18 protein-coding genes are annotated in these 21,900 nt (G+C 72.3%); 8 read left to right on the forward strand and 10 right to left on the reverse strand.

What is annotated here, in order from left to right; genetic code table 11:
* Positions 1 to 75 precede the first annotated feature (75 nt).
* The 3 genes from AC2AXK_RS04050 to AC2AXK_RS04060 form a co-directional block, all read right to left on the reverse strand.
* A complete protein-coding gene (locus tag AC2AXK_RS04050; protein WP_484344052.1) occupies positions 76 to 651 on the reverse strand; it encodes a hypothetical protein in 576 nt (191 codons plus the stop codon).
* A gap of 17 nt (positions 652 to 668) precedes the next feature.
* Entirely contained in the window at positions 669 to 1,811 is a 1,143-nt protein-coding gene (locus tag AC2AXK_RS04055; protein ID WP_484344053.1) for a zinc-dependent alcohol dehydrogenase, read from the reverse strand.
* Positions 1,812 to 1,932: 121 nt separating this feature from the next.
* Positions 1,933 to 3,237 carry a cytochrome P450 gene (locus tag AC2AXK_RS04060; RefSeq protein WP_484344054.1) on the reverse strand — a complete coding sequence of 435 codons (1,305 nt, stop codon included), beginning with the start codon at positions 3,235 to 3,237 and terminating at the stop codon, positions 1,933 to 1,935.
* 126 nt (positions 3,238 to 3,363) lie between these two features.
* Here AC2AXK_RS04060 and AC2AXK_RS04065 point away from each other — a divergent pair, with 126 nt between their 5' ends.
* Together AC2AXK_RS04065 and AC2AXK_RS04070 are read left to right on the forward strand one after the other, a co-directional pair.
* Positions 3,364 to 4,215, forward strand: a complete 852-nt coding sequence (locus AC2AXK_RS04065) for an NAD(P)H-binding protein (RefSeq protein ID WP_484344055.1) — start codon at positions 3,364 to 3,366, stop codon at positions 4,213 to 4,215.
* Positions 4,216 to 4,387: 172 nt separating this feature from the next.
* On the forward strand, positions 4,388 to 5,194 hold the full coding sequence (locus AC2AXK_RS04070; RefSeq protein ID WP_484344056.1) for an NAD-dependent epimerase/dehydratase family protein: 807 nt from the start codon (positions 4,388 to 4,390) through the stop codon (positions 5,192 to 5,194).
* A gap of 129 nt (positions 5,195 to 5,323) precedes the next feature.
* On the opposite strand, the gene AC2AXK_RS04075 is transcribed toward AC2AXK_RS04070, so the two are convergent.
* Entirely contained in the window at positions 5,324 to 6,286 is a 963-nt protein-coding gene (locus AC2AXK_RS04075) for a manganese catalase family protein (RefSeq protein WP_484344057.1), read from the reverse strand.
* Positions 6,287 to 6,491: 205 nt separating this feature from the next.
* Between AC2AXK_RS04075 and AC2AXK_RS04080 the strand changes: the two genes are divergently transcribed.
* The 3 genes from AC2AXK_RS04080 (at position 6,492) to AC2AXK_RS04090 (ending at position 9,605) form a co-directional block, all read left to right on the forward strand.
* Positions 6,492 to 7,385 (forward strand): SDR family oxidoreductase, encoded by an 894-nt coding sequence (locus tag AC2AXK_RS04080; protein ID WP_484344058.1) that lies wholly within the window; start codon positions 6,492 to 6,494, stop codon positions 7,383 to 7,385.
* Positions 7,386 to 7,465: 80 nt separating this feature from the next.
* Entirely contained in the window at positions 7,466 to 9,253 is a 1,788-nt protein-coding gene (locus tag AC2AXK_RS04085; RefSeq protein ID WP_484344249.1) for a glycoside hydrolase family 15 protein, read from the forward strand.
* Positions 9,254 to 9,323: 70 nt separating this feature from the next.
* Positions 9,324 to 9,605 (forward strand): hypothetical protein, encoded by a 282-nt coding sequence (locus AC2AXK_RS04090; RefSeq protein WP_484344059.1) that lies wholly within the window; start codon positions 9,324 to 9,326, stop codon positions 9,603 to 9,605.
* A 52-nt stretch (positions 9,606 to 9,657) separates the two neighbouring features.
* Here the strand turns inward: AC2AXK_RS04090 and AC2AXK_RS04095 are convergent, their stop codons facing one another.
* The 6 genes from AC2AXK_RS04095 to AC2AXK_RS04120 form a co-directional block, all read right to left on the reverse strand.
* Positions 9,658 to 10,236 (reverse strand): MOSC domain-containing protein, encoded by a 579-nt coding sequence (locus AC2AXK_RS04095; protein ID WP_484344060.1) that lies wholly within the window; start codon positions 10,234 to 10,236, stop codon positions 9,658 to 9,660.
* Positions 10,237 to 10,284: 48 nt separating this feature from the next.
* A complete protein-coding gene (locus tag AC2AXK_RS04100) occupies positions 10,285 to 11,001 on the reverse strand; it encodes an AAA family ATPase (protein ID WP_484344061.1) in 717 nt (238 codons plus the stop codon).
* The gene (gene hrpA / locus AC2AXK_RS04105) at positions 11,001 to 15,461 is read right to left on the reverse strand and encodes an ATP-dependent RNA helicase HrpA (RefSeq protein ID WP_484344062.1); all 4,461 of its coding nucleotides are present in this window, start codon (positions 15,459 to 15,461) and stop codon (positions 11,001 to 11,003) included. Before hrpA ends, AC2AXK_RS04100 begins: the two co-directional genes overlap by 1 nt.
* 22 nt (positions 15,462 to 15,483) lie before the next feature.
* A complete protein-coding gene (locus AC2AXK_RS04110; RefSeq protein WP_484344063.1) occupies positions 15,484 to 15,648 on the reverse strand; it encodes a hypothetical protein in 165 nt (54 codons plus the stop codon).
* Between the two features lie 64 nt (positions 15,649 to 15,712).
* On the reverse strand, positions 15,713 to 16,225 hold the full coding sequence (locus AC2AXK_RS04115; protein ID WP_484344064.1) for a hypothetical protein: 513 nt from the start codon (positions 16,223 to 16,225) through the stop codon (positions 15,713 to 15,715).
* A 20-nt stretch (positions 16,226 to 16,245) separates the two neighbouring features.
* The gene (locus AC2AXK_RS04120; RefSeq protein WP_484344065.1) at positions 16,246 to 16,734 is read right to left on the reverse strand and encodes a hypothetical protein; all 489 of its coding nucleotides are present in this window, start codon (positions 16,732 to 16,734) and stop codon (positions 16,246 to 16,248) included.
* A 331-nt stretch (positions 16,735 to 17,065) separates the two neighbouring features.
* On the opposite strand from AC2AXK_RS04120, the gene AC2AXK_RS04125 reads away from it, so the two are divergent.
* Genes AC2AXK_RS04125 through AC2AXK_RS04135 form a run of 3 tightly spaced genes read left to right on the forward strand, consistent with a single transcriptional unit; the run spans position 17,066 to position 21,780 of the window.
* A complete protein-coding gene (locus AC2AXK_RS04125; protein ID WP_484344066.1) occupies positions 17,066 to 17,380 on the forward strand; it encodes an STAS domain-containing protein in 315 nt (104 codons plus the stop codon).
* Positions 17,381 to 17,438: 58 nt separating this feature from the next.
* Complete coding sequence (locus AC2AXK_RS04130; RefSeq protein WP_484344067.1) at positions 17,439 to 18,623, forward strand: exonuclease SbcCD subunit D; 1,185 nt, start codon at positions 17,439 to 17,441, stop codon at positions 18,621 to 18,623.
* A gap of 28 nt (positions 18,624 to 18,651) precedes the next feature.
* Entirely contained in the window at positions 18,652 to 21,780 is a 3,129-nt protein-coding gene (locus AC2AXK_RS04135; RefSeq protein WP_484344068.1) for an AAA family ATPase, read from the forward strand.
* Positions 21,781 to 21,900: the final 120 nt, after the last annotated feature.

Genomic DNA, 21,900 nt, shown 5'->3' on the forward strand with positions numbered 1-21,900 from the left:
TCGGACGCCAGACCCGTCTGCTCGCAGTCGTGGGAACACATGCCCTGGCGGACTGTCGCCGACCGGGGCTGGGACCTAGGACGTGCGACGTCGCGCCAGCGCCCGGACCGCCGAGAACGCGAACCACCCGCCGATGACCCACGGGGCGGCGACGAGCACCGGGTCGATCGGCTGGTGCACGAGGTCCGTGCGCTTCTGACCCACCCGGGACCGCCATCCGTGGTGGCTGATCTCGCTGCGGATGCCCGTCTCGACGACGGGGTTGTCCGGGTGGACCGTGGTGAACGACCGCAGCGTCTCTTCGAGGACGTCGACGCGGTCCGCGGCGATGAGCAGCAGCCAGTGCGCGGCGCGGGCCTCGCTGTACCGCGCGTACGCGTACCGGCGGATCACCCCGGAGAACCCCTTGAGCGGCTGGGCGGTGCCGAACACGGGCGTGAGCATCTCGTGCTCGATGGACCGCTCGCGCGGGAACCGCTCCTCCTGGAGATCCGGGAAGTCCCAGTGGGCTCCCGTGGCACCGGGGTCGAACCGCTCCTTCGGGTACGAGGGGCGGTCGGCGGGGTCGAGGTCAGCGCCCCACCCGGGGATGCGGGCGCGCAGCTCGTCGATGGACTCGGGCAGCGGCGGCTTGTCCGGCGTGTACGGCATGGTGTGTCCCGCCCCTCTCAGCTGGCCACGATGATCGGCTTGATGCACTCGTCGAGCTTCGACGAGAAGATGTGATATCCCTCGGCGATGTGCTCGAGGGGGATGCGGTGCGTGATGATCTCGCTCGGTTTGAGGTACCCGTTCTGGATGTGCTCGAACAGGCGCGGCCACTGCCGCTTCACCGGGCACTGGTTCATCCGGAGCGTGAGGCCCTTGTTCACGGCGTCGCCGAACTTCACGGCGCTGAAGATCGGTCCGTAGGCGCCGACGACGCTGATGTTCCCGCCCTTGCGGACGGCGTCGATGGCCCAGTTGAGCGCGACGGGCGAGCCGCCCTGGAGCTTGAGCTTGGCGGCGGTGACGTGCTGCAGGAGGTTCCCGTCGGCCTCGGCGCCGACGGCGTCGATCGCGACGTCCGCCCCGAGCCCGCCGGTGATGTGCTTGAGGAGCACGACGACGTCGTCGTGCTCGACGAAGTTGTACGTCTCGGCGTGCGCGAACTCGCGGGCCTTCGCGAGCCGGTACTCGAGGTGGTCGATGACGATGACCCGGCCGGCCCCCATGAGCCACGCTGACTTCGCAGCGAACAGCCCCACGGGCCCCGCGCCGAACACGACCACCGTGTCGCCCCGGGCGATGTCACCGAGCTGAGCCCCGAAGTACCCGGTGGGGAGTGCGTCGGTGAGCATCACCGCGTCCTCCTCGTCCATCCACTCGGGGATGATCGTCGGCCCGACGTCGGCGAACGGCACACGCACGTACTCGGCCTGCCCGCCGTCGTACCCGCCCGTGGTGTGGGAGTACCCGTAGATGCCACCGACGGCGGTGGCGTTGGGATTGACGTTGTGGCAGTTGGAGTACAGGCCCCGCGCGCAGAAGAAGCACGACCCGCAGAAGACGTTGAAGGGCACCATGACGCGGTCGCCGACGGCAAGGTTCTGGACGGAGGACCCGACCTTCTCGACGACGCCGATGAACTCGTGACCGAAGGTGTGGCCGACGCGGGTGTCCGGCATGAGGCCGTGGTACAGGTGCAGGTCCGACCCGCAGATCGCGCCCTTGGTCACCCGCACGATGGCGTCGTTCGGGTGCTCGATCCGAGGCATGTCCTTCTCCTCGACCCGGATCCGGTAGGGCCCTCGGTACACCATCGCTCGCATCAGCGCCGCCTTGTCAGAGCAGTGTCGGGTGGGACCGGCTCAGCATCACACGGACGGCGTGACCTCGCCGCTCGAGCCAGGAGCTCGCGCGCAGCACGGCGAGACGCACGGTTGGCCCCCCTTACGCGACGACGTCGAGCACCAGTCCGCTGTGGTCGACGGTCGCGGGCACCGGGTCGGACGCGAGGTACCGGGCGCGGGAGAAGGACAGGTCGAGCATCGACGAGGTCCGCGCGAGGAACTGGGACGAGACGAGCAGCAGGAGGTTGCGACCGGGGCACGAGGCGGGACCGCCGCTGAACGGGACGAGCGCCCACTCGTGGTCCGCCCGCCCGTCGAGCCAGGCCTCGGGGGTGACGTCGTCCGCCCAGTCCAACCGGTCGTTGTCCCGGTGGAAGAACGCACTGGTGATGACGAACCCCGTCCCCGCGTCCAGCGTGCGGTCGCCCCACCGCGTGGCGTCGGTGCTGTCCCGCAGGATGACCATCGTCGTCGGCCACAGACGTACGGACTCCAGGACGAAGCCGCGCGCGAGGGGCAGCGCCGGGACGTCGTCGGCGAGCTCGTGGTGCACGCGCTCGCGGTCCGCGGGCCGGGAGACGAGGACCGCGAGGGCGCGGAAGGCCGCGATGGCGCCGGCGTCGAAGGCGAAGAGCCAGTGGGGGATCTGTCCGACGGGGTCGACGCCCGAGGCATCGTCACGAGCCCGCGCGGCGAGCGTCCCGGGTTCGGCGCGGGCGACGTAGTCCCGGATCGATGCCTCGAGGTCGCGGCGCAACCAGGACCGGCGCGGGTGGAAGAACGACCAGTTCGCGTCCCGCCGCAGGGTGTTGAGCACCTCGGTGAGCCGGGTGTCCTCCCGGGCGGCCTCACCCAGCACGAGCGTGCGGACGGCTCGCCAGTACGCGGCGGAGAAGGTCGGCCAGTCGAGGTGACCCTGCTGCCGGGCGTCGTCGGCCACGGCGGCGGTCTCCCGCTCGATGACCCGGGTGAACCACTCCCCGTCACGGTGGACAGGCTCGCGCATGTCCAGGACGGACTCGTTGAAGGGCCGACGCGCTACGCGGTCCGGGGTGGGAGAGATGAGGACGCCGTCGGGCCCGAAGTGGCGCAGCGCGCCCCACTTCTCCGTCGACGCCGGGGTGAACGGCGTCGGTGAGCCCTCCAGGACGCGATGGACGTCCGCCGGCCGGGTGAGCAGCACCATGCGCCGTGGGCCGAGCCGCAGGACGAGGGGCGCCCCGCCGTGCCGCTTCCGCAGCTTCCGGAGCAGGGCCGACGCCCGACGGTCGGTCTGGTGGCGCTCCGCCCACGCCGTCATGCGCGGGCGCCGCACGATGGCGCCCTGCGCCACCATGGGCAGCAGCACGTCCTTGAGCACCAGGGCGCTCTCACGTGCACTCAGGTCGACCGGCGTCGAGCTCATGCGGTTCCTCCTCGGGGCGGTCGGCGGCGCGGACGCACTTCATCGTGACCCCGGGGGGTGCCGGTCGCATCTGGGTGGCGAACGGATACCGTGGAGTGAGCACATCACCACGGGGAGGGGACAGCCATGATCGTCGTCACCGGAGCCACAGGTCACCTCGGACGCCTCGTCGTCGAGGATCTTCTGGAGCGGGGTGTGGCCCCGGAGTCCGTCACCGCCACCGGGCGGTCCACCGCGAAGCTCGCCGACCTCGCGGAGCGCGGCGTGCGCACCGCACGCGCCGACTTCGAGGACCGCTCGAGCCTGGAGACGGCGTTCGACGATGCCGACACCGTGCTCATCGTGTCGACGGGCGCGATCGGCCGGCAGGTGCGGCTCCACACGCACGCGATCGAAGCGGCCGATGCGGCCGGAGCAGGACGCATCGTCTACACCTCCGCGCTGCGGGCCGGCTCCACGCCGCTCATCCTCGCGCCCGAGCACCTCGAGACGGAGCAGGTCATCCGGGACTCGGGGGTGCCCTTCACCATCCTGCGCAACGGTTGGTACACCGAGAACTACCTGCCGGACCTCGCTCGCGCGAAGGAGACGGGCGTCCTCGTCGGGAGCGTCGGCAACGGGCGCGTCGCCCCGGCCTCGCGCGCCGACTACGCGGCGGCCGCCGCGCAGGTGCTCATCGGCACCGGCCACCAGGGACGCACCTACGAGCTCGCCGGAGACGTCGCCCTCGGCTACGACGAGCTCGCGATCGCCTTCTCCGAGGTCGCTGGACGGACGGTCACCTACGAGGACGTCGACCCGGCCGAGCACGCCCGCATCCTCCGGGAGGCGGGACTCGACGAGCAGACCGTGGGATTCCTCGTCGCCCTCGACGGGAACATCCGCGACGGCGCCCTCGAACCGGTGGGGACAGACCTCTCCCAGCTGCTCGGGCGCCCGACGACGCCGGTCGTCGAAGGGCTGCGCGCGGCGGTCTGATCGCCGGTGGGGAACCCGCCGGAGGTCGTCGTGCACCGGACCGCCTCGACCGCGGTGAGAGCTGCCCGCCCACGCGTCCGGGGAGTCGTCCCCATGGCACGTCGGTCGTTCACCGAGCAGCGGGCGCCGCTGCGGGTGAGACTGATGGACCCAACGGACGGAGGAGGCCCAGATGAACGACACGACGCACGCCCCGAAGGTCGTCCTCAGCGGTGCGGCCGGCCGGATCGGCACCTACCTGCGCCAGCAGGACGGCGGCCTGTCGGCTCTCGGATGGCGCCTGCACCTCGTCGACGCCGACGAGCCGGACGGCCTCGGCCCTGACGAGCCCTTCGACCGGGTGGACCTCAGCGACGAGGAGTCCGCCGACGACCTGGTCCGGTCGATGGAAGGCGCCGACGCTGTCGTCCACATGGCGGGGATCCCCACCGAGGACAGCTGGACGCGGATCAGGCGGGCCAACATCGACGGCACGTACCGGCTGCTCGAGGCGGCGCGCCGCGCCGGTGTGCGACGCGTCGTGCTCGCCAGCTCGAACCACGCCGTCGGGTACTACCCGTCCGGTGCGGTCGCCCGCACCGACCAGCAGGTGCGGCCCGACTCCTACTACGGCGTCTCCAAGGCGGCGCTCGAGGCCCTCGGCAGCCTGTACGCCGACAAGTACGGGCTCGAGGTGGTGTCCTTGCGGATCGGTCTGTGCGCGGACCGGCCGGCGACGACGTTCGACCTCGGCATCTGGCTGAGCCCCTCGGACAGCGTGCGGCTCGTCGACGCAGCGCTGCGCGGGCCCGTGCACGGCCCGGTCGTGGCCTACGGCATCTCGGCGAACACCCGCGCCTGGTGGGACATGTCGACCGCCCACGCCCTCGGGTACGTACCGCAGGACGATGCGAGCAGCTATGCCCACCAGGTCGTCGAGTACGAGGGACCGTTGGGTGTGCTCGGGCACGACATGACGGCGGCCGACCCGCACCGCTGAGCGCTCTCCGAACGGGCCCGGCGGGGAACTCGAGCAGATCCGGGAACACGGAGAGGCAGGGACGCCGCATCGGCGACGTCCCTGCCTCTCGTGCCGTGACCGCCGCGGTGGCTGCGGCGGTCGTCCGGCTCAGCCCTTCGCGGGCGGTACCGGGCCGTAGACGGGCGGCACCTCAGCCATCTCGAGGTCGGCCGTGGCCTGGATGAGGGCCAGCAGCTCGGTGTCGAGCCCGGGGGAGAACTCCTCGAACCGCTCCTCGGCGATCGTGGACGGGACCCCGGCGGGCGCCTGCTCGTCCGCGAGCAGCTCGGTGCCGTCCTTCGAGGGCGACATGCCCTGGAAGATCTTGCCGGCCTCGGACGCGTTCGTCAGGTCGAACGTGTACTGCTTGCTCTGCAGCCCCAGGTCGACGAGCTTCTTGACCTCCGGGAACTTCTCGGCGTTGGTCTTGGGGATCGGCAGGAGCTTGCCCCAGTCGACACCGAGGGTCTCGAGGGCCTTCGCGTACGCGTTCTCGTGCGCCTGGTCCCGGACGATGAGGTAGGACAGCGTCGAGCGAGCCGTCTTGTTGTCCGTCATCTCGTAGATGCGGCACTTCTGCAGCCGGCCCGTGGACTCGAGCATGAGGTTGTAGAGCAGGTCGAGGACGAGGTTCCCCGAGTTGTAGACGTAGCTGCCGCTCCACGGGTTCCCGGCGGAGTCGACGGGCAGGGCTCCCTGCGCGGCCACGAGGTAGTGGTGGATGTTGCTCTCGTCGAGCGCCATGCCCAGGGGGGTCGCGCCCTTCGCTCCCGGGGTGTCGAGCGGGTCGGTCTTCTTGCCGTTGTACCGGGGCGAGCCGTCGAGGAGCCGGGCGATCGTCGTCCCGATGAGCTCGACGTGGCTGATCTCCTCCGTCCCGATGCCCTGGAGGAGGTCCCGGTAGGGCTTTCCGGAGGGTCCGCGGAAGTTGATGCTCTGGAAGAGGTACTGCATCATCGTCCGCATCTCGCCGAACTGACCACCCAGTCCCTCCTGGAGGGCGTTTGCCGCTGCGGGGTCTGGCTCGTCCGGGACGATCTCGTTGATGAGCCGTTGCACGTGAAGGTACATCGTCGTGCCTCTCTGCTGGGGACCGGGAGTCCCCACTATCCGCCCGGCGGACCGATGGTGCATCTGGGCGTGACTGAGACGCGTTCGGAACGGTTTGCCCGCCCCGTCCGATTCCCTGTTGCAGGCGCCCGTGCCCGGTCACACGATGGTCGGGCAGCCCTCGTCAACACCACGGGGGCGTGCGCCTGCAGCGAGGGAGAACGCCATGACTGACCAGTACACGTTCACGAACCCGATCACGCAGTACGCCATGCCTCAGCCGCCGGAGCAGAGCCAGGACGGTCCCGGCCTCGACTCCGAGCTCACGCCCCTCGCCGACCACGGCGAGTCGACGTACCGCGGATCCGGGCGTCTCGAGGGCCGCAAGGCGCTCATCACCGGCGGTGACTCCGGCATCGGCCGCGCGGTCGCGATCGCCTATGCGCGCGAGGGCGCCGACGTCGTGCTCAACTACCTCCCGGCCGAGACGAGCGATGCCGACGAGGTCGCCGCGACGATCCGGGAGGCTGGCCGCACGTGCGTCCTGGCCCCCGGGGACATCGCGGATGAAGCCTTCGCGCGCAGCCTGGTCCACACGGCCGTCGAGGAGCTCGGTGGCCTCGACATCGTCGCGAACATCGCCGGGCGTCAGCAGTTCGTCGAGGACCTCGCGGACCTCACGAGCGAGTCGTTCGACGAGACGTTCCGGACCAACGTCTACGCCCTGTTCTGGATCGTCCAGGAGGCCCTGCCGCACCTGCCCGCGGGCGCGAGCATCATCAACACGAGCTCGATCCAGGCGTACCAGCCGTCCCCGATCCTCGTGGACTACGCGACGACGAAGGCGGCGATCAACACGATCTCCAAGGCCCTCGCGCAGCAGCTCGCGCCCAAGGGCATCCGCGTGAACGTCGTGGCACCCGGCCCCATCTGGACACCGCTCCAGGCGGCCGGCGGTCAGCCACCCGAGGCGCTCCCGGAGTTCGGGGAGGCGACGCCGTTCGAGCGCGCGGGGCAGCCTGCCGAGCTCGCGCCCGCCTACGTGTTCCTCGCCTCGCAGGAGTCGAGCTACGTGAGCGGCGAGACCCTCAACGTCAACGGGGGGATGCCCACACCGTGACGGAGCAACCGGAGCTGGAGAACCTCGACGGCGACCGCGACCATGCCGTCGAGGGCTCCGGCCACCGGCAGGCCGACGAGCTGCGCGACCCGACCCCGCGCACCGACGGGTACGCGCCCTTGCGGTCCTACGCGGCGATCGGCGACGGGCGGACCGTCGCGCTCGTCGCCGACGACGGCCGCATCGACTGGCTGCCCGTCCCCGACCTCGACACGCCGCCCGCGTTCGGCGCGCTCCTCGACGCCGACCTCGGCGGGGCGGTCGAGCTCGCACCGTCGCAGCCGTTCCGGCTACGACGTCAGTACCTCGTCGGCACGAACGTCCTGCAGACCACCTACGAGACGGCGACGGGCACGGTCCGGGTGACGGACTCGCTCAACACGGGCGTGGCCGGCCGGCTCCCGTGGAGCGAGCTGGCGCGGCGCGTGGAGGGCGTCGAGGGCACCGTCCCGATGGCGTGGCGGGTCGCGCCCGGGACAGCGCTCGGCACCGCGTCGCCGTGGATCCAGCAGACCGTCCACGGGTCCGTCCTGCGCGTGGGCACCGCAACCCTCGCGGTGCGCGTGCTCGGCGAGACGACGACGGTCGTCACCCCGCAGGAGATCGGTGGGGCCTTCAGCGCGACTCCGGGCACGCGCCACGTCGTCGGCGTCGTCGGCACCGACGCCGAGCCGGTGCACCTGCCCGACCCCGAGCACCTCGACACCCGCATCGACCGCACCGTCGACGCGTGGCGCGCGTGGACGCAGGCGTTCCACTACGACGGCCCGTGGGGCAAGGCCGTCCAGCGCAGCGTGCTCGCCCTCAAGCTCCTCCTCCACTCACCGACGGGTGCGGTCGCCGCTGCGGCGACGACGTCGTTGCCCGAGAGCCTCGCCGGCGGCAAGAACTGGGACTACCGGTACGCGTGGGTGCGGGACACCGCCTACACGGTGGACGCCCTCATCGCGTTCGGCCTCGAGGAGGAGACGCACGCCGCCATCAGCTGGACGCTCACCACGTACCGGGAGCACCACGCCCGGGTGTTCTACGGGCTCGACGGATCCCTGCCCGGGGAGCACCGCATGGCCGACATCCCCGGGTGGCGCGGCATCGGCCCCGTCGTCGACGGCAACCGCGCCGCGGACCAGCTGCAGCTGGGTGTGTACGGCGACCTCCTCGCCGTCGTGCAGGGGTACGTCGACGCCGGGCACCTGCTCGACGCCGCGACCGGACGGATGCTCGCCGAGCTCGCTGACGAGGCGTGCGACATGTGGCGGCGCCCCGACGCCGGGATGTGGGAGCTCCTCGAGGAGGAGCACTACACGACGTCGAAGCTCGGGTGCTGGCAGGCCCTGCAGTCGGCCGTGCACCTCGCCGAGCTCGGTCAGATCCCCGGCGAGGCGGACCGGTGGCGCACCGAGGCGGACCGGATCCGGGACTGGGTCATGGAGAACTGCTGGTCCGAGGAGCGCGGGGCGTACGTCATGCACCCCGGCAGCGACCGGCTCGACGCGTCGATCCTCCTGCACGCCCTCAGCGGCTTCGACCGCTCCGGGCGCATGAGCTCGACCATCGACGCGCTGCGCGCCGAGCTCGGCGACGGGCCGCTGCTCTACCGGTACAGCGGCATGGCCGAGGAGGAGGCGACGTTCGTCGCGTGCGCCTTCTGGGGAGTCGCGGCCATGGCCCTCGTCGGGCGCACCGACGAGGCGCGGGAGTGGATGGACGAGCTCCTCGAGCTCGCCAACGACGTCGGCATCTGGTCGGAGATGATCGACGCGTCGACCGGGGACTTCCTCGGCAACCTTCCTCAGGCGCTCACCCACCTCGCACTCGTGCGCGCGGCGCTCGCGCTCGCCCCGGCGGTCGACGGGAACGACGGCTGACGGCCCGCGCCCTGCCCGTCCTCGCGGCCTTCGGCTCCGGGCGGCGCCGGTGCTCGCGCAGGTCGTCGGGATGAGTTCCAGCTCCGGGTCCGCAGCGGGTGCGGTCACGGTGGAGCGCGGGTACACAGGGGAGATGAACCTCGACGACGACTCCGGGCCGCTCATCGAGCGCGACCCGCGACGGTTCACCGCGATCGTCGTGACCGTGCTGCTCGGCGCCTGTGCGCTCGCGGGGATCTTCTTCGGTTCCGGACCGGACTCGTCGGGCGGCGGTGACGGACCGGACCACGGCCCCGGGCACGCGTTCGTCGAGCCTGGCGACGAGGCCGACGCCGCCCGCGCGACGGTCTGACACCGCCCGGACCGTCTGGGACCGCCCGGACCGTCTGGGACCGCAGGCCGATTCAGACCGGCTCGAGCGCCTCCGGGGTGCCCACTGGCAGCTCGACGCGGATCGTGTCCCCGGGGCGTACCGTGCCACCCGCGCGGACGACGGCCATGACACCGGACTTCCGCACGACGTTGCCGTCCGCGTCGCGGCCCAGCACGGCCTTCATGAGGCCGGGGGCGAGCCCGTTGATCTGCTTGCACGGGTTGCGCAGGCCCGTGAGCTCGACGACCGCCTCGTCACCGAGGTGCAGCCGGGTGCCGCGGGGCAGGTCGAGCAGGGGGACGCCGCGCGTCGTGACGTTCTCCCCGAGCTCGCCCGGGGCGACGGTGAAGCCCTCGTCCGCGAGCTCGTCGAACAGCTCCGCGTGGATGAGGTGCACCTGACGGAGGTTGGGGATCTCCGGGTCGCGGCGCTTGCGGGACAGGTGCTGGACCATGGCGCCGGCATGCGCGTCGCCCTCGACACCGAAACCCTCGATCAGCACGACGTGGTCACGCGTGGGCTTGGTGAACCGGTGCGCGTCGTCACGAGCCACCGCCACCACAGACGCCGCCGTCGATGGTCCCGGCGCGGCCTGGTCCTTCGCTGTCATGCCTTCTCCCTCATGAGCGCTCGGTCGGTGCACCTCTGCCAGATCGTGTCATAGGTGGCGGAGGAACCGCTCCGGGGCGTCGAGGAACGTCCTCCACCCGGTCACGAGGCTGAGGTCCGCCCACGCGCAGCTCCGCAGGCCCCACTCGCCGACCTCGTAGACGGTCGCACCGGGCATCGCGGCGAGGAGCGGGGAGTGGGTGGAGAGGATCACCTGCGAGCCGCCGTCGGCCACGAGACCCTTGAGGATGCTCAGCAGCGACAGGCAGCCGGAGAAGGACAGCGCGGACTCCGGCTCGTCGAGCACCCAGAGCCCGGGGCCCCGGAACCTGTCGATCGCGAGCTCGAGGAACGACTCCCCGTGCGACATCTCGTGGAACGGCGTGTTCCGCACGCCCGGGTTCTCCTCGAGGTACGTGAAGAAGCTGTGCATCGTCTCGGCCCGCAGGAAGTATCCGCGCCGGGCGCCGCCCGGGCTGCGCACCAGGGTGAGGTGGGCACCGAGGTTCGACTCGCTGGGCCGCGTGGAGTGCCGGGCGCCCGTCGACCCACCCTCCGGAGACAACCCGAACGCGTCTGCGACGGCCTCGACGAGCGTCGACTTCCCGGCGCCGTTCTCGCCGACGAGCACGGTCACGGCGCCGAGGTCGAGCCCGTGGTCGAGCAGGTGCGCGACCGCGGGCAGCGTCGCGGGCCAGGCGCCCCGGGGCATCGGGTCGGTGGTCGACTCCTCCACCCGGCGTACGGGCACCCGGTCCGTGCGCATCAGCGCTCTCCGAGCACCTTGCGGATGCGCTTCTCGCTGATCGGCCCGTCGGTCCCGAGCTGCTGGGCGAACAGCGACACCCGGAACTCCTCCAGCATCCACCGCACCTCGGCCAGCTCCGCGGCGCGCGCCGGGTCCGGCGGGCCGGCGGCGTAGGCGGCGCGCGCCCGGGCGTAGGCGTCCTCGACGTCGCGCACCCGCCAGGCGAGCTCCGCGTCCCGGTTGGGGTTGGCCGCGGCCTTCTCGAGCCGGTACGACGCGGCGCGCACGTACCGCGTGAGGTGCGGGAGCCGGTCGGCGGGAGTGCGCGCGACGAAGCCGTCATAGACGAGACCAGCGACGTGGTCGCGCAGGTCGGTGAGCGTGGTGAGCAGGGCGAGGCTCGTCGAGCGCCGGATCTCGCCGTCGAGCGTGCGCGCCGCGGAGAGCACCGCCACGACGTGCCCGACGACGGTGTGCACCTCGTCCTCGAGGCGTCCCCTGAGCAAGGTCCGGGCCGCGTCGTACGCCACCTGGTCGCGGATCGAGGCGGCGTCGGGCACGAGCGCGTGCACCGCCGCGAGCTGGAGGTCCGCGACGAGCGCACCGGTGTTCGGGTACGGGCTCGCGGCGAGCGTGAGCGACTGCGTCCCGGACCACCGGGACGTGATGCGCGAGGGCTGCAAGGCGCTCTGGGTGAGCAGCAGCCGCCACACGCCGCGCTCGTGCTCACCGCGCTGACGGGCGGCGTCGGCCAGCACCCGGAGCGCGACAGAGGGCCCTTCCTCGACGAGCGCGGGGTAGCCGCGTACGACCATCCCGCCCGGGCCCGGCGTGTCCACCTGCGCGGGGAGCACGCCGTCGGGCAGGTCTGCGGGCCAGGTGGTGAGCCGGGGGACCTCGGCGAGCGGAGCGCGGGCAGGTGCGCCGCCCGGGGAGGCGACGACGCCCGCGGCAGAACCGGCCGGAGCGTGCGGTGCGTCCTCGTGCGCCGTGGCTGCGGCAGAGGCAGCACCCGCGCCCCTGCTCTGGGCAGGACGCCCGGCGGCGGCCTGCGCCTCGCGCAGCGCGGTGCCGACCGCGCTCTTGACCGCCGAGCGCACCGCGGCCTGCGTCTGGGCGGCCAGCCGCCTCTGGAGGGCGACGAGGTCCTTGCTCTCGTCGAGCACGACGGCGCCCAGCGGGTCCCCGGCGGGGCCCCGCTCGTCGATGACCCGGAACGTCATGCGCAGGTGCGCGGGCAGCCGCTCGTCGTCCCACGCGTCGGCGGGGATCTCGACGTCCCGCAGCTCCCGCACCGCGCGCGTGAACGCGCCGCGGAACGACTCCGCCATGTCGCCGGCGCGGGTGATGTCCGTCCACTGGGGCGTGTTCTCGCGGAGCCACGCGACGACGTCGCGGGCGACGTCCGGTGCGGGCACGAGCTGGACCCGGACCGGCTTCGGCAACGCCCGGATCGTCGCCGTCGTCAGCTCCGCCAGGAGGCCGGGGACCATCCAGTCGAAGCCGTCGGGCACCACGCGGTTGAGCACGGAGACAGGGATGTGGACCGTCACGCCGTCGGCGTCGGTGCCGGGCTGGAACTGGTAGGTGAGCGGGAGCGTGAGGTCCCCTTGGACCCACCGTTCGGGGAAGTCCTCGGTGGACACGGCGTCGTCGCCGCCCGGGAGGAGCAGCTCGCGCGTGAAGGACAGCAGGTCCGGGTCCCGGCGTCGCGCACCCTTCCACCACTGGTCGAAGTGCCGGGCGGAGACGACGTCGTCCGGGATGCGGTCGTCGTAGAACGCGTAGAGCGCGTCGTCGTCGACGACGAGCCCGCGGCGACGAGAGCGCGCCTCGAGGTCCGCGGCCTCCTCGAGCAGGCGCCGGTTCTCGTGGAAGAACTCGTGGTGCGTCGTCCACTCGCCCTGCACGAGGGCGTGCCGGATGAACAGCTCGCGCGCACCTTCCGGGTCGACCTTCGCGTACAGCACCGTGCGGTCGGCGACGATCGGCACGCCGTAGAGCAGCACCTTCTCGCGGGCCTGCGCCGCGCCCTGCTTGGACGACCAGTGGGGCTCGGAGTACGTCCGCTTGACGAGGTGCGGGGCGAGCTCCTCCGCCCACTCCGGCTGGATGCGCGCGCAGTCGCGGCCCCACAGACGGGAGGTCTCGACGAGCTCGCCCGCCATGACCCACACCGGCGGCTTCTTCGCCAGGGCCGACCCGGGGAAGATCGCGAAGCGCGCACCGCGGGCGCCGAGGTACTCGTTGCGGGCGAACCGCTTCGCCCGCTTGTCCGCCGCGGCACCCGCACGGCCCTTGACGGCCGAGGCCTTGACCTCCGTCGCCTCCTGCATACCGATCTGGGAGAGCAGCCCCGCGAGCAACGACTGGTGGATGGTGTCTGCGTCCCAGGTGAGCCGCAGGTCCGCCTCCTCACCGGACGACGCCCGGTGACCCGGGGTGTTCATGACGATCCCCAGCTGCTTCGACATCTCCTTGAGCTGCGTGACGACGTCCTGCCACTCGCGGATGCGCAGATAGTTGAGGTACTCCGCGCGGCACATGCGCCGGAACGCCGAGGACGACAGCTCGCGCTGCTGGGCGCGCACGTACTCCCAGAGGTTGAGGTAGGACAAGAAGTCGGACGTGTGGTCCGCGAAGCGGGCGTGCGCCTGGTCGGCCTGCGGGCGCTGCTCGGCGGGCCTCTCACGCGGGTCCTGGATCGACATGGCGGCGGCGACGATCATCACCTCGCGGGCCGCGCCGCGGCGGCCACCCTCGACGATCATGCGTGCCAGCCGCGGATCCATCGGCAGCTGTGCCAGCGCCCGGCCGACGTCGGTCAGGCGGGTCCCGCCGCCCGCGCCGAGCGCCTCACGCGCGGGGGCGGCGCCTCGCGCCGGCTTCTGCGGGGCACGGGTCTCGAGGGCGCCGAGCTCCGTGAGGAGCTGCACGCCGTCGCGGATCGCGCGGGTGTCCGGGGGCTCGACGAACGGGAACCGCGCCACGTCGTCGGGAGTGCGCACGACGCCGACGCTGATCATCTGCAGGAGCACCGACGCGAGGGACGTGCGCAGGATCTCCGGCTCGGTGAACGGTGCGCGCGCCTCGAAGTCGTCCTGCGAGTACAGGCGGATCGCGATGCCGTCCGCGACGCGGCCGCAACGCCCCGACCGCTGGTTCGCGGACGCCTGGGACACCGGCTCGATCGGCAGGCGCTGGACCTTCGTGGCCTTCGAGTACCGCGAGATCCGGGCCGTCCCGGGGTCGACGACGTACCGGATCCCCGGCACCGTGAGCGAGGTCTCCGCGACGTTCGTCGACAGGACGACCCGGCGCCCGGGGTGCGACTGGAACACCCGGTGCTGCTCAGCCGCTGAGAGTCGCGCGTACAACGGCAGGATCTCGATGTGGTCCGGCGCGCGCGGGTCGCTGACGCGCGTGCCGAAGCGTCCCGTGAGGGCGTCCGCGGCGTCAAGGATCTCGCGCTCACCGGAGAGGAACACGAGGATGTCCCCCGGACCCTCGGTGCACAGCTCGTCGACGGCGTCGCAGATCCCCGTCATGAGGTCCCGCTCGGTCCCCTTCTTCGCGTCCGCGTCCTGCGGCGTCAGGGGTCGGTAGCGGACCTCGACCGGGAACGTCCGGCCGGAGACCTCGATGACCGGCGCCGTCGGAGTGTCTGCCGGTGCGTCCGCCGCAGGTGCTGCCGACGGTGCGGTCGGGGTGGTGCCGGTCGTCTCGGGGCGGGTCGCGTCGCCGGACCCGGGGTCGTCGCGCGAGGGTGCCGGGTCCGGCGACGCGACGAGGTTCTGCGGCCCGCCCGGCGCGAAGTGCCGCGCGAACCGCTCGGAGTCGATCGTCGCCGAGGTGATGATCACCTTGAGGTCCGGGCGCTGCGGCAGCAGCTGCGTGAGGTACCCGAGGATGAAGTCGATGTTGAGGGAACGCTCGTGGGCCTCGTCGATGATGAGCGTGTCGTAGGCGAGGAGCTGTGGGTCCCGTTGGATCTGGGCGAGGAGGATCCCGTCGGTCATCACCTTGACGAGGGTGTTCTCCGAGGAGGTGTCCGTGAACCGCACCTGGTAGCCGACGATCTGCCCCAGGGGAGAGCCGATCTCCTCCGCGATCCGCTCGGCGACCGTGCGCGCCGCGATCCGCCGCGGTTGGGTGTGGCCGATCTGCCCGGCCCGCCCGCGACCGAGCTCGAGGACGATCTTGGGCAGCTGGGTGGTCTTCCCGGACCCGGTCTCTCCGGCGAGGATGACGACCTGGTTGTCGCGGATGGCAGCGGCGATGTCGTCCCGCCGCGCCGAGACGGGCAGCTGCTCCGGGAACGTGATCGGCGGCACGACGACGGCCGCTCGTGCCGCAGCGAGCCGGTCGAGCCGGGCGCGGTCCACCTTCGGGGCACGCGGTGCGGTGCTCGTGGTGCCCGGTCCTCGGCCACGTCCGCGCCGGCCGCGGCCGCGTCTGTTCTGCTCGGCAGTGCTCACAAGGTCCTGTGTGCGCCGGACGTCAGTCCGCGGCGCGCTCGATCGGGATGAGGAACGCGAGGGTCGACATGAGGAGCCCGCCGACGAAGACGACGCCCTCGTACCCGTCCGCCGTCTCGGCGATGCTCATGACGAAGATCCCGGCGATGAACAGGGCGATCATGAAGAACGCGAAGACGTGACGCATGGGTGATCCTCCGAGGTGTGGTCTGCCACAACGGTATCAGCGCCGCACCCGTGCGACCCGCCTGTCAGGACGTGGCCCCCGCCACCTTCTCCTCGAGCTCGACGAGCTGAGCCTCGAGCGTCTCGATGGCGCTCGCCACCTCGGGGTTGTCACTCACAGAGCCCTCGAGCTCTTCGAGCTTCGTCGTCGCGTCCTCGAGGGCGGTGCGCGCGTCGGCGAGCTCCTGCGTGGAGCTCGCACCTGCCTCGCGTGCCGACTCCAGGGCGCTGGCCGCGAGGGCAGCGGCGTCGTCCGCAGCGGCTGTGGCCTCCGTCGCGGAGTCCCGGACCGTGTCGGGGAGATCGCCGAGCTTCTCGCGGAGCGAGCTCGCGTCCGCGGTGACAGCGCTGGCGGCCTCGCGGGCCTCGGTCGCGAGCTGGGAGAGCTGGTCGGTCGAGATCGTGATCTCGGGGAGGTCCGGCAGGTCCGAGCACGCGGCGAGGCCGACGGTCGCCCCGACGACGACGGCCAGCACGCGCCCGTGGCGCTGGGACGTGCGCGAGCCGAGCTGCGACCTGTGGCTACGGAGAGGTGACATGGGCTCAGTGTGGCCCCTCATCACGCGCGCGTCACCCCTCCGGTGTGGGCGGCCAGGGCCGCGACGTCGTACTCGAGCGCACGCAGCGCGAGGGTGACGCCCGCATCGATGCCCTCGATGCGGTGGAGCACGAACCGCAGCTCGGCACCCGCGGCGCTCAGGGCGGTGCGGGCGTCCTCGAGTGCGAGGCCCGCCCGCCACCGGCGGTCCTCGTCGTCCTCCGACAGTGCCCGCACGGCCTCGGCCGCGTTCGACGCTGCAGCGCGAGCCGACCCGATGGCGGAGTCGACCTCGGTGCGCAGGGCGGTCGGCAGGACGAGGACGTGGGCGTTGACCAGTGAGATGTCCCGGGCTATGGCAGCGCTCCCACTCGCAAGACTGGACATCGATGTCCCCCCGCCGACCCGCCCGGTATCGAGATCGGCGGCAGCGGCTGCTGCCCCGTGAGCGAGGGGCATGGTGAGGGCAAGGAGGCCCGCGGCCGCTCGGTGAGTCCTCTTCGACGTCATGTAACGATTGTGCAACGCGCGTCTGAGAAGTCGCTGAGATCCACCGGACCTTCACCCTGTATTTCGCCCGCTGTGCCCCGTTCGGTCGGTGAGGCTGTGCATACGTGCGGGTTTGCGGACCAGCCGGGCTGCCCCTATGGAAAAGTGGGCGCCGTGCAACTATCGTCGTCGTGAAGTTCTGCGCACGACGCGGCCGCGCTGAAGACGATCGGTGGAGGGGGCTGCCGTGACCAGGACGAAGACAGGTAGACATCACATGAGTTCCACTCGTCACGATCGCAAAGATGCGAACGGGATCACCTGCGTCGCGTTGCCCGACGGCACTGCTCGCGTGACCCTCTGGGGAGAGGTGGACGCCGCGCTGCGCGACCAGGCGAGCGAGGCGATGGTGTCCCTCATGGAGCACGACCGCCCCGTCGTGCTCGATGTCGGCGCCGTGACCTTCATCGACTCGTCGGGCCTCGCGTTCCTCGTCCAGGTCCATCGGGTGTGCACCGAGAGCGGCTTCGACCTCACGCTGCTCGACCCGACGGAGGGACTGCTCGAGCTGCTCGACATGCTCGGTATCGCTGGCCAGTTCGTCGTGCGGCGCAGCGAGCCCTCCGGGGTTGCGGCACCCGGCTCCCCGGTGACCTCCGGCTCCTGACGGACGCCGTTGCGCGTCCCGGAGCTCGGGTGTGGGTCCCTGCCGATACGGTCACGCCATGCGGATCTTGCACACCTCGGACTGGCACCTCGGCCGGACCCTGCACGGCGTGGACCTCCTCGACCACCAGGCGGCGTACGTCGACCACCTCGTCGATGTCGTGCGAGCCGAGGCCGTGGACGCGGTCGTCGTGTCGGGTGACGTCTACGACCGTGCGATCCCGCCCGTCGAGGCCGTGAACCTCCTCTCGCAGGCCCTCGCGCGAATCTCCGAGCGCGCCCGGGTCGTCGTCACGCCAGGCAACCACGACTCGGCGATCCGGTTGGGGTTCGGCGAGGACCTCCTGCGTCCGGGCATCCACCTGCGCACCCGGATCGCGGACGTCGGGGTGCCGGTCGAGCTGCCCGACCCGTCCGGCGGGTCCGTCATGGTCTACGCCCTGCCGTACCTCGACCCGGACGTCGCGCGGACGGCCCTGCAGGACGAGGGGGCGGAGCGTCCCGCCCGCTCGCACGAGGCGGTCATGGCCGCCGCGATGCGGCGCGTGCGTGCGGACCTCGCCGCACGGTCGGCAGGAGCCGCGGAGCGGGTGCGGTCCGTCGTCATGGCCCACGCCTTCGTCGTCGGCGGGGCCGCGTCGGAGTCGGAGCGGGACATCCGGGTCGGCGGGGTCGACTCCGTCCCCGGCGGGGTGTTCGAAGGGGTGGACTACGTCGCTCTGGGGCACCTGCACGGACCGCAGCGGGTGACCTTCCCCGGGAGCACCGTCGGGCGGTACTCGGGCTCGCCGCTCGCCTACTCGTTCTCGGAGATGCACCACGCCAAGTCGAGCGTCCTGCTCGAGATCGGGGCGGACGGGGTGAGCGTCGGCCCGCAGGTGGTCGCTGCCCCCGTGCCGCGCCGGCTCAGCGAGGTGACCGGCACGCTCGACGACGTCCTCGGTGCGGCGGGGGAGCGCCACACCGAGGACTGGGTGCGGGTCATCGTCACGGATCCCACCCGCCCCCGGGAGATGGTCGCGCGCCTCAAGGAGCGCTTCCCCCACGCGCTCGTCATGCAGCACCGGCCCCCGGCGACGGCGGCGCGCGAGTCCCTCACCGTGTCCGTCACCACCGCGAGCGACCCGGTCGCCGTCGCGGAGGACTTCGTCGAGCACGTCACCGGGCTGGCGCCCGCCGACGCGGAGCTCGCCGTCCTGCGCACCGCCTTCGAGCGGGCGAACGCCGCCGAGCGGAGCGCCTGACCATGCACCGACCGACCGGGAGCGTCCCATGCACCTGCACGCACTGACCCTCCAGGCCATCGGGCCCTTCGCCGGACGGCACGTCGTCGACTTCGGAGCGCTCGCGGCATCGGGCATCTTCCTGCTCGAAGGGCCCACGGGCGCCGGGAAGTCGACCCTCATCGACGCGGTCGTCTTCGCGTTGTACGGCAAGGTCGCATCAGCGACCGCGAGCGACGACCGCCTGCGCTCCGCCCACGCACCCGACGACGTCGACTCGTTCGTCGACCTCACGTTCGAGACGAGCAGCGGGGCCTACCGCGTCCTGCGCACCCCCGAGCGGCTGCGCCCGAAGAAGCGGGGCGCCGGCACCACCAAGCAGCAGGCAACCGTGAAGGTGTGGCGCCTGCCGGGCGGGTTCCTCGGACCGGGCGTCGACCTGGGCGACCCCGGCGTGGTCGGTGACCTCCTGGCGAACCGTCTCGATGAGGCGGGTCTGCAGCTGCAGCGCATCGTCGGCCTCGACCGCGCGCAGTTCGTCCAGACGATCGTCCTGCCCCAGGGTGAGTTCGCCGGGTTCCTGCGGGCCAAGCCCGAGGACCGTCGGGGCCTGCTGCAGAAGGTGTTCGGCACGGAGATCTACGAGAAGGCGCAGACGGAGCTCGCGGCGATGCGCAGCGAGGTCCAGGGTGAGGTGACGACGGCGCGGGCACGCGTCACGAGCGCCCTCGAGTCGTTCCTCGCGGCGGCCGGCCTCCCGGACGAGGACGCCCTGGTCCTGCGAGAGGCGCGCCTCGAGGACACCGCGAAGCTGGCCGCCGAGCAGGCTGCAGCGTTGAGCGCCGCGTCAGCCGCCGCGTCGCGGGCCGCCGAGGATGGCGCGTCCGCGCACGAGCGCGCGCGGACCGCCCTCGACGAGGCTCGCGCGCTGCACGAGGCGGTGGAGTGTCGTGGCCGGCTCCGCCTCGAGGCCGCGGACCTCGCTGGGCGTGAGCCCGTCGTCGAGCGCCAGGCCCGCGCACTCGACGCCGCGCGACGAGCAGCCGTCGTCCGGCCGCTGCTCGCCGGCGAGGAGGCGGCCGAGCGCGCAGCAGAGCAGGCGTTCCGGACGTTCGAGCGTGCGCTCGTCGCTGCGGGCCTGCCGGCGGACACCCTGTCCGCGTCGCCCGAGGGTGACGAGGCGGCGAGCGACCTGCTGGCCGAGCGCGACGACGCCTTCCGGCGCGCCGCGTCGCTCGACAGGCTCGTCCGCCTCGAGCAGGGGCTGCCCGGACGGCAGGACGCCCTCGCGGCCCGCGAGGCAACCCTGGCCGCGCTCCGGGACGAGCACACGGCGCTCACCCGGGAGCTCGAGGGCCGACCTGCGCTGCGCGCCGAGCACGAGCGTGCTCACGAGTCCGTACGCGCGACCGCCGAGCTGCTCCCCGCTCGCACCGAGGCCGTCACCCGCGCCCGCGAGGCGCTCGACGCGCTGGACGCACTCGCCGTGTGCACCGAGGAGGTCGCCGCCGCACAGGCCGACCGTCGTGCGGCCGCCGAGGCGGCGCGGGACGCGGTGGACCGGGAGCGAGAGCTGCGCACCGCGCGGATCACCGACATCGCCGGCGAGCTCGCGGCCCGGCTCGCGCCGGGCGATCCCTGCCCCGTGTGCGGTGGGTGCGAGCACCCGGCGCCCGCGGCCCTCACCGACGACCACGTGACACCGGAGATGCTCGCGGACGCGGAGGCCGCCCGGAGCGAGGCAGAGGGCGTGCTCGACACGGCGAACCGTCGCGTCGCCGGGCTCGAGGAACGCCTGACGGCGCAGCGGCGGCTCACCGCGGGCACGGACCCGGAAGGGGCCGTTGCGTCCCTCGACGCGGCGCTCGCCGACGTCGCGGAGTCCGAGCGGGCCGTCCGGGAGCTCGCGGCCGCGAGCGACCTGTTGCGCGCGTTCGACGCCAGGACCGAGGCACTGCGGACCCAGCACCACGAGCTGTCCGAGACCGTCGCGCGCACCACGGCCCGCGTCGAGCACGACGGCGCCAGCCTCGCTGCCGACGTCGCCGAGGTCCAGGACGCCCTCGAGACCGACCGGGGCACCCACGGCGGGCGCCCGGACCCCGAGCGGGCCGACGGCCACGGCGCACGCGCCGACGGGCGTGACGAGCCGTCCGCGAGGACGTTGACCGACGTGGTGGACACACTCACCGCACAGGTCCAGGTCATCGACGACGTCCTGGGTGCACGGGCCCGCGCCGGGACGGCGGCCCTCGGCCTCGAGCAGCGCCGTTCTGAGCGAGAGTCGGTCATGCGCGAGCAGGGATTCGACTCGATCGACGACGTCCGGGCGGCCGCGCTCGCCGACGCGACGATGGCGTCCCACGAGGCCGAGGTCAGGGACTTCCACGCGTGCACCGAGCGGGTCCGCTCGGGGCTCCTCGAGGACCGCATCGTCGCGCTGCCCGAGCACGTCGAGGTCGACCTCGACGGCGCCCGCGAGCGAGCGCGGACCGCGGAGGACGTTGCCCGCGAGCGAGCCCGCGAAGCCACCCGGGCGGAGGACCGTGCGGCCGCCGCAGAGCGGTGCGCCACGGCCATCGCCGACGCCGTGGCGGCCCTCGACAGCACCGCCGGCCGTGCCGACCCCGTGCTGCGGATGGCCTCGCTCGCCAACGCCACCTCGCCGGACAACCCCAACCGCCTCACGCTGCAGACCTACGTCCTCATGCAGCGCTTCGAGGACGTCGTCGCTGCCGCGAACGAGCGCATCGCGATCATGTCCGACGGTCGGTACGAGCTCGAGCGCAGCGACGAGAAGGAGTCAGGCGGCGGACGCAAGATCGGTCTCGCACTGCGCGTCGTCGACCACCACACGGGCTCCACGCGCCTCACCCAGTCGCTCTCCGGGGGCGAGACCTTCTACGTGTCCCTGTGCCTCGCGCTCGGCATGGCCGACGTCGTCACCGCGGAGGCCGGTGGCGTCGACCTCGGCACCCTGTTCATCGACGAGGGGTTCGGATCTCTCGACCCCGAGACCCTCGACTCCGTCCTGCGGGTGCTCGGCGCCCTGCGCGACGGTGGACGGGTCGTCGGGGTCGTCTCGCACGTCGAAGGGCTCAAGCAGAGCATCGCCGACGGGATCTCCGTGCGCCGGCTCCCGGACGGTTCCAGCACACTGACGGTACGTGCCGCCTGACCGAGACAGCCGCCCGACCGAGACAGCCGCCCGACCGAGACAGCCGCCTCACCGAGACAGCCGCCTCACCGAACCAGACACATGACCGCCGGGCGCCTCCTCGAAAGACGCCCGGCGGTG

The sequence above is a fragment of the Sanguibacter sp. Z6_81 genome (assembly GCF_057180625.1).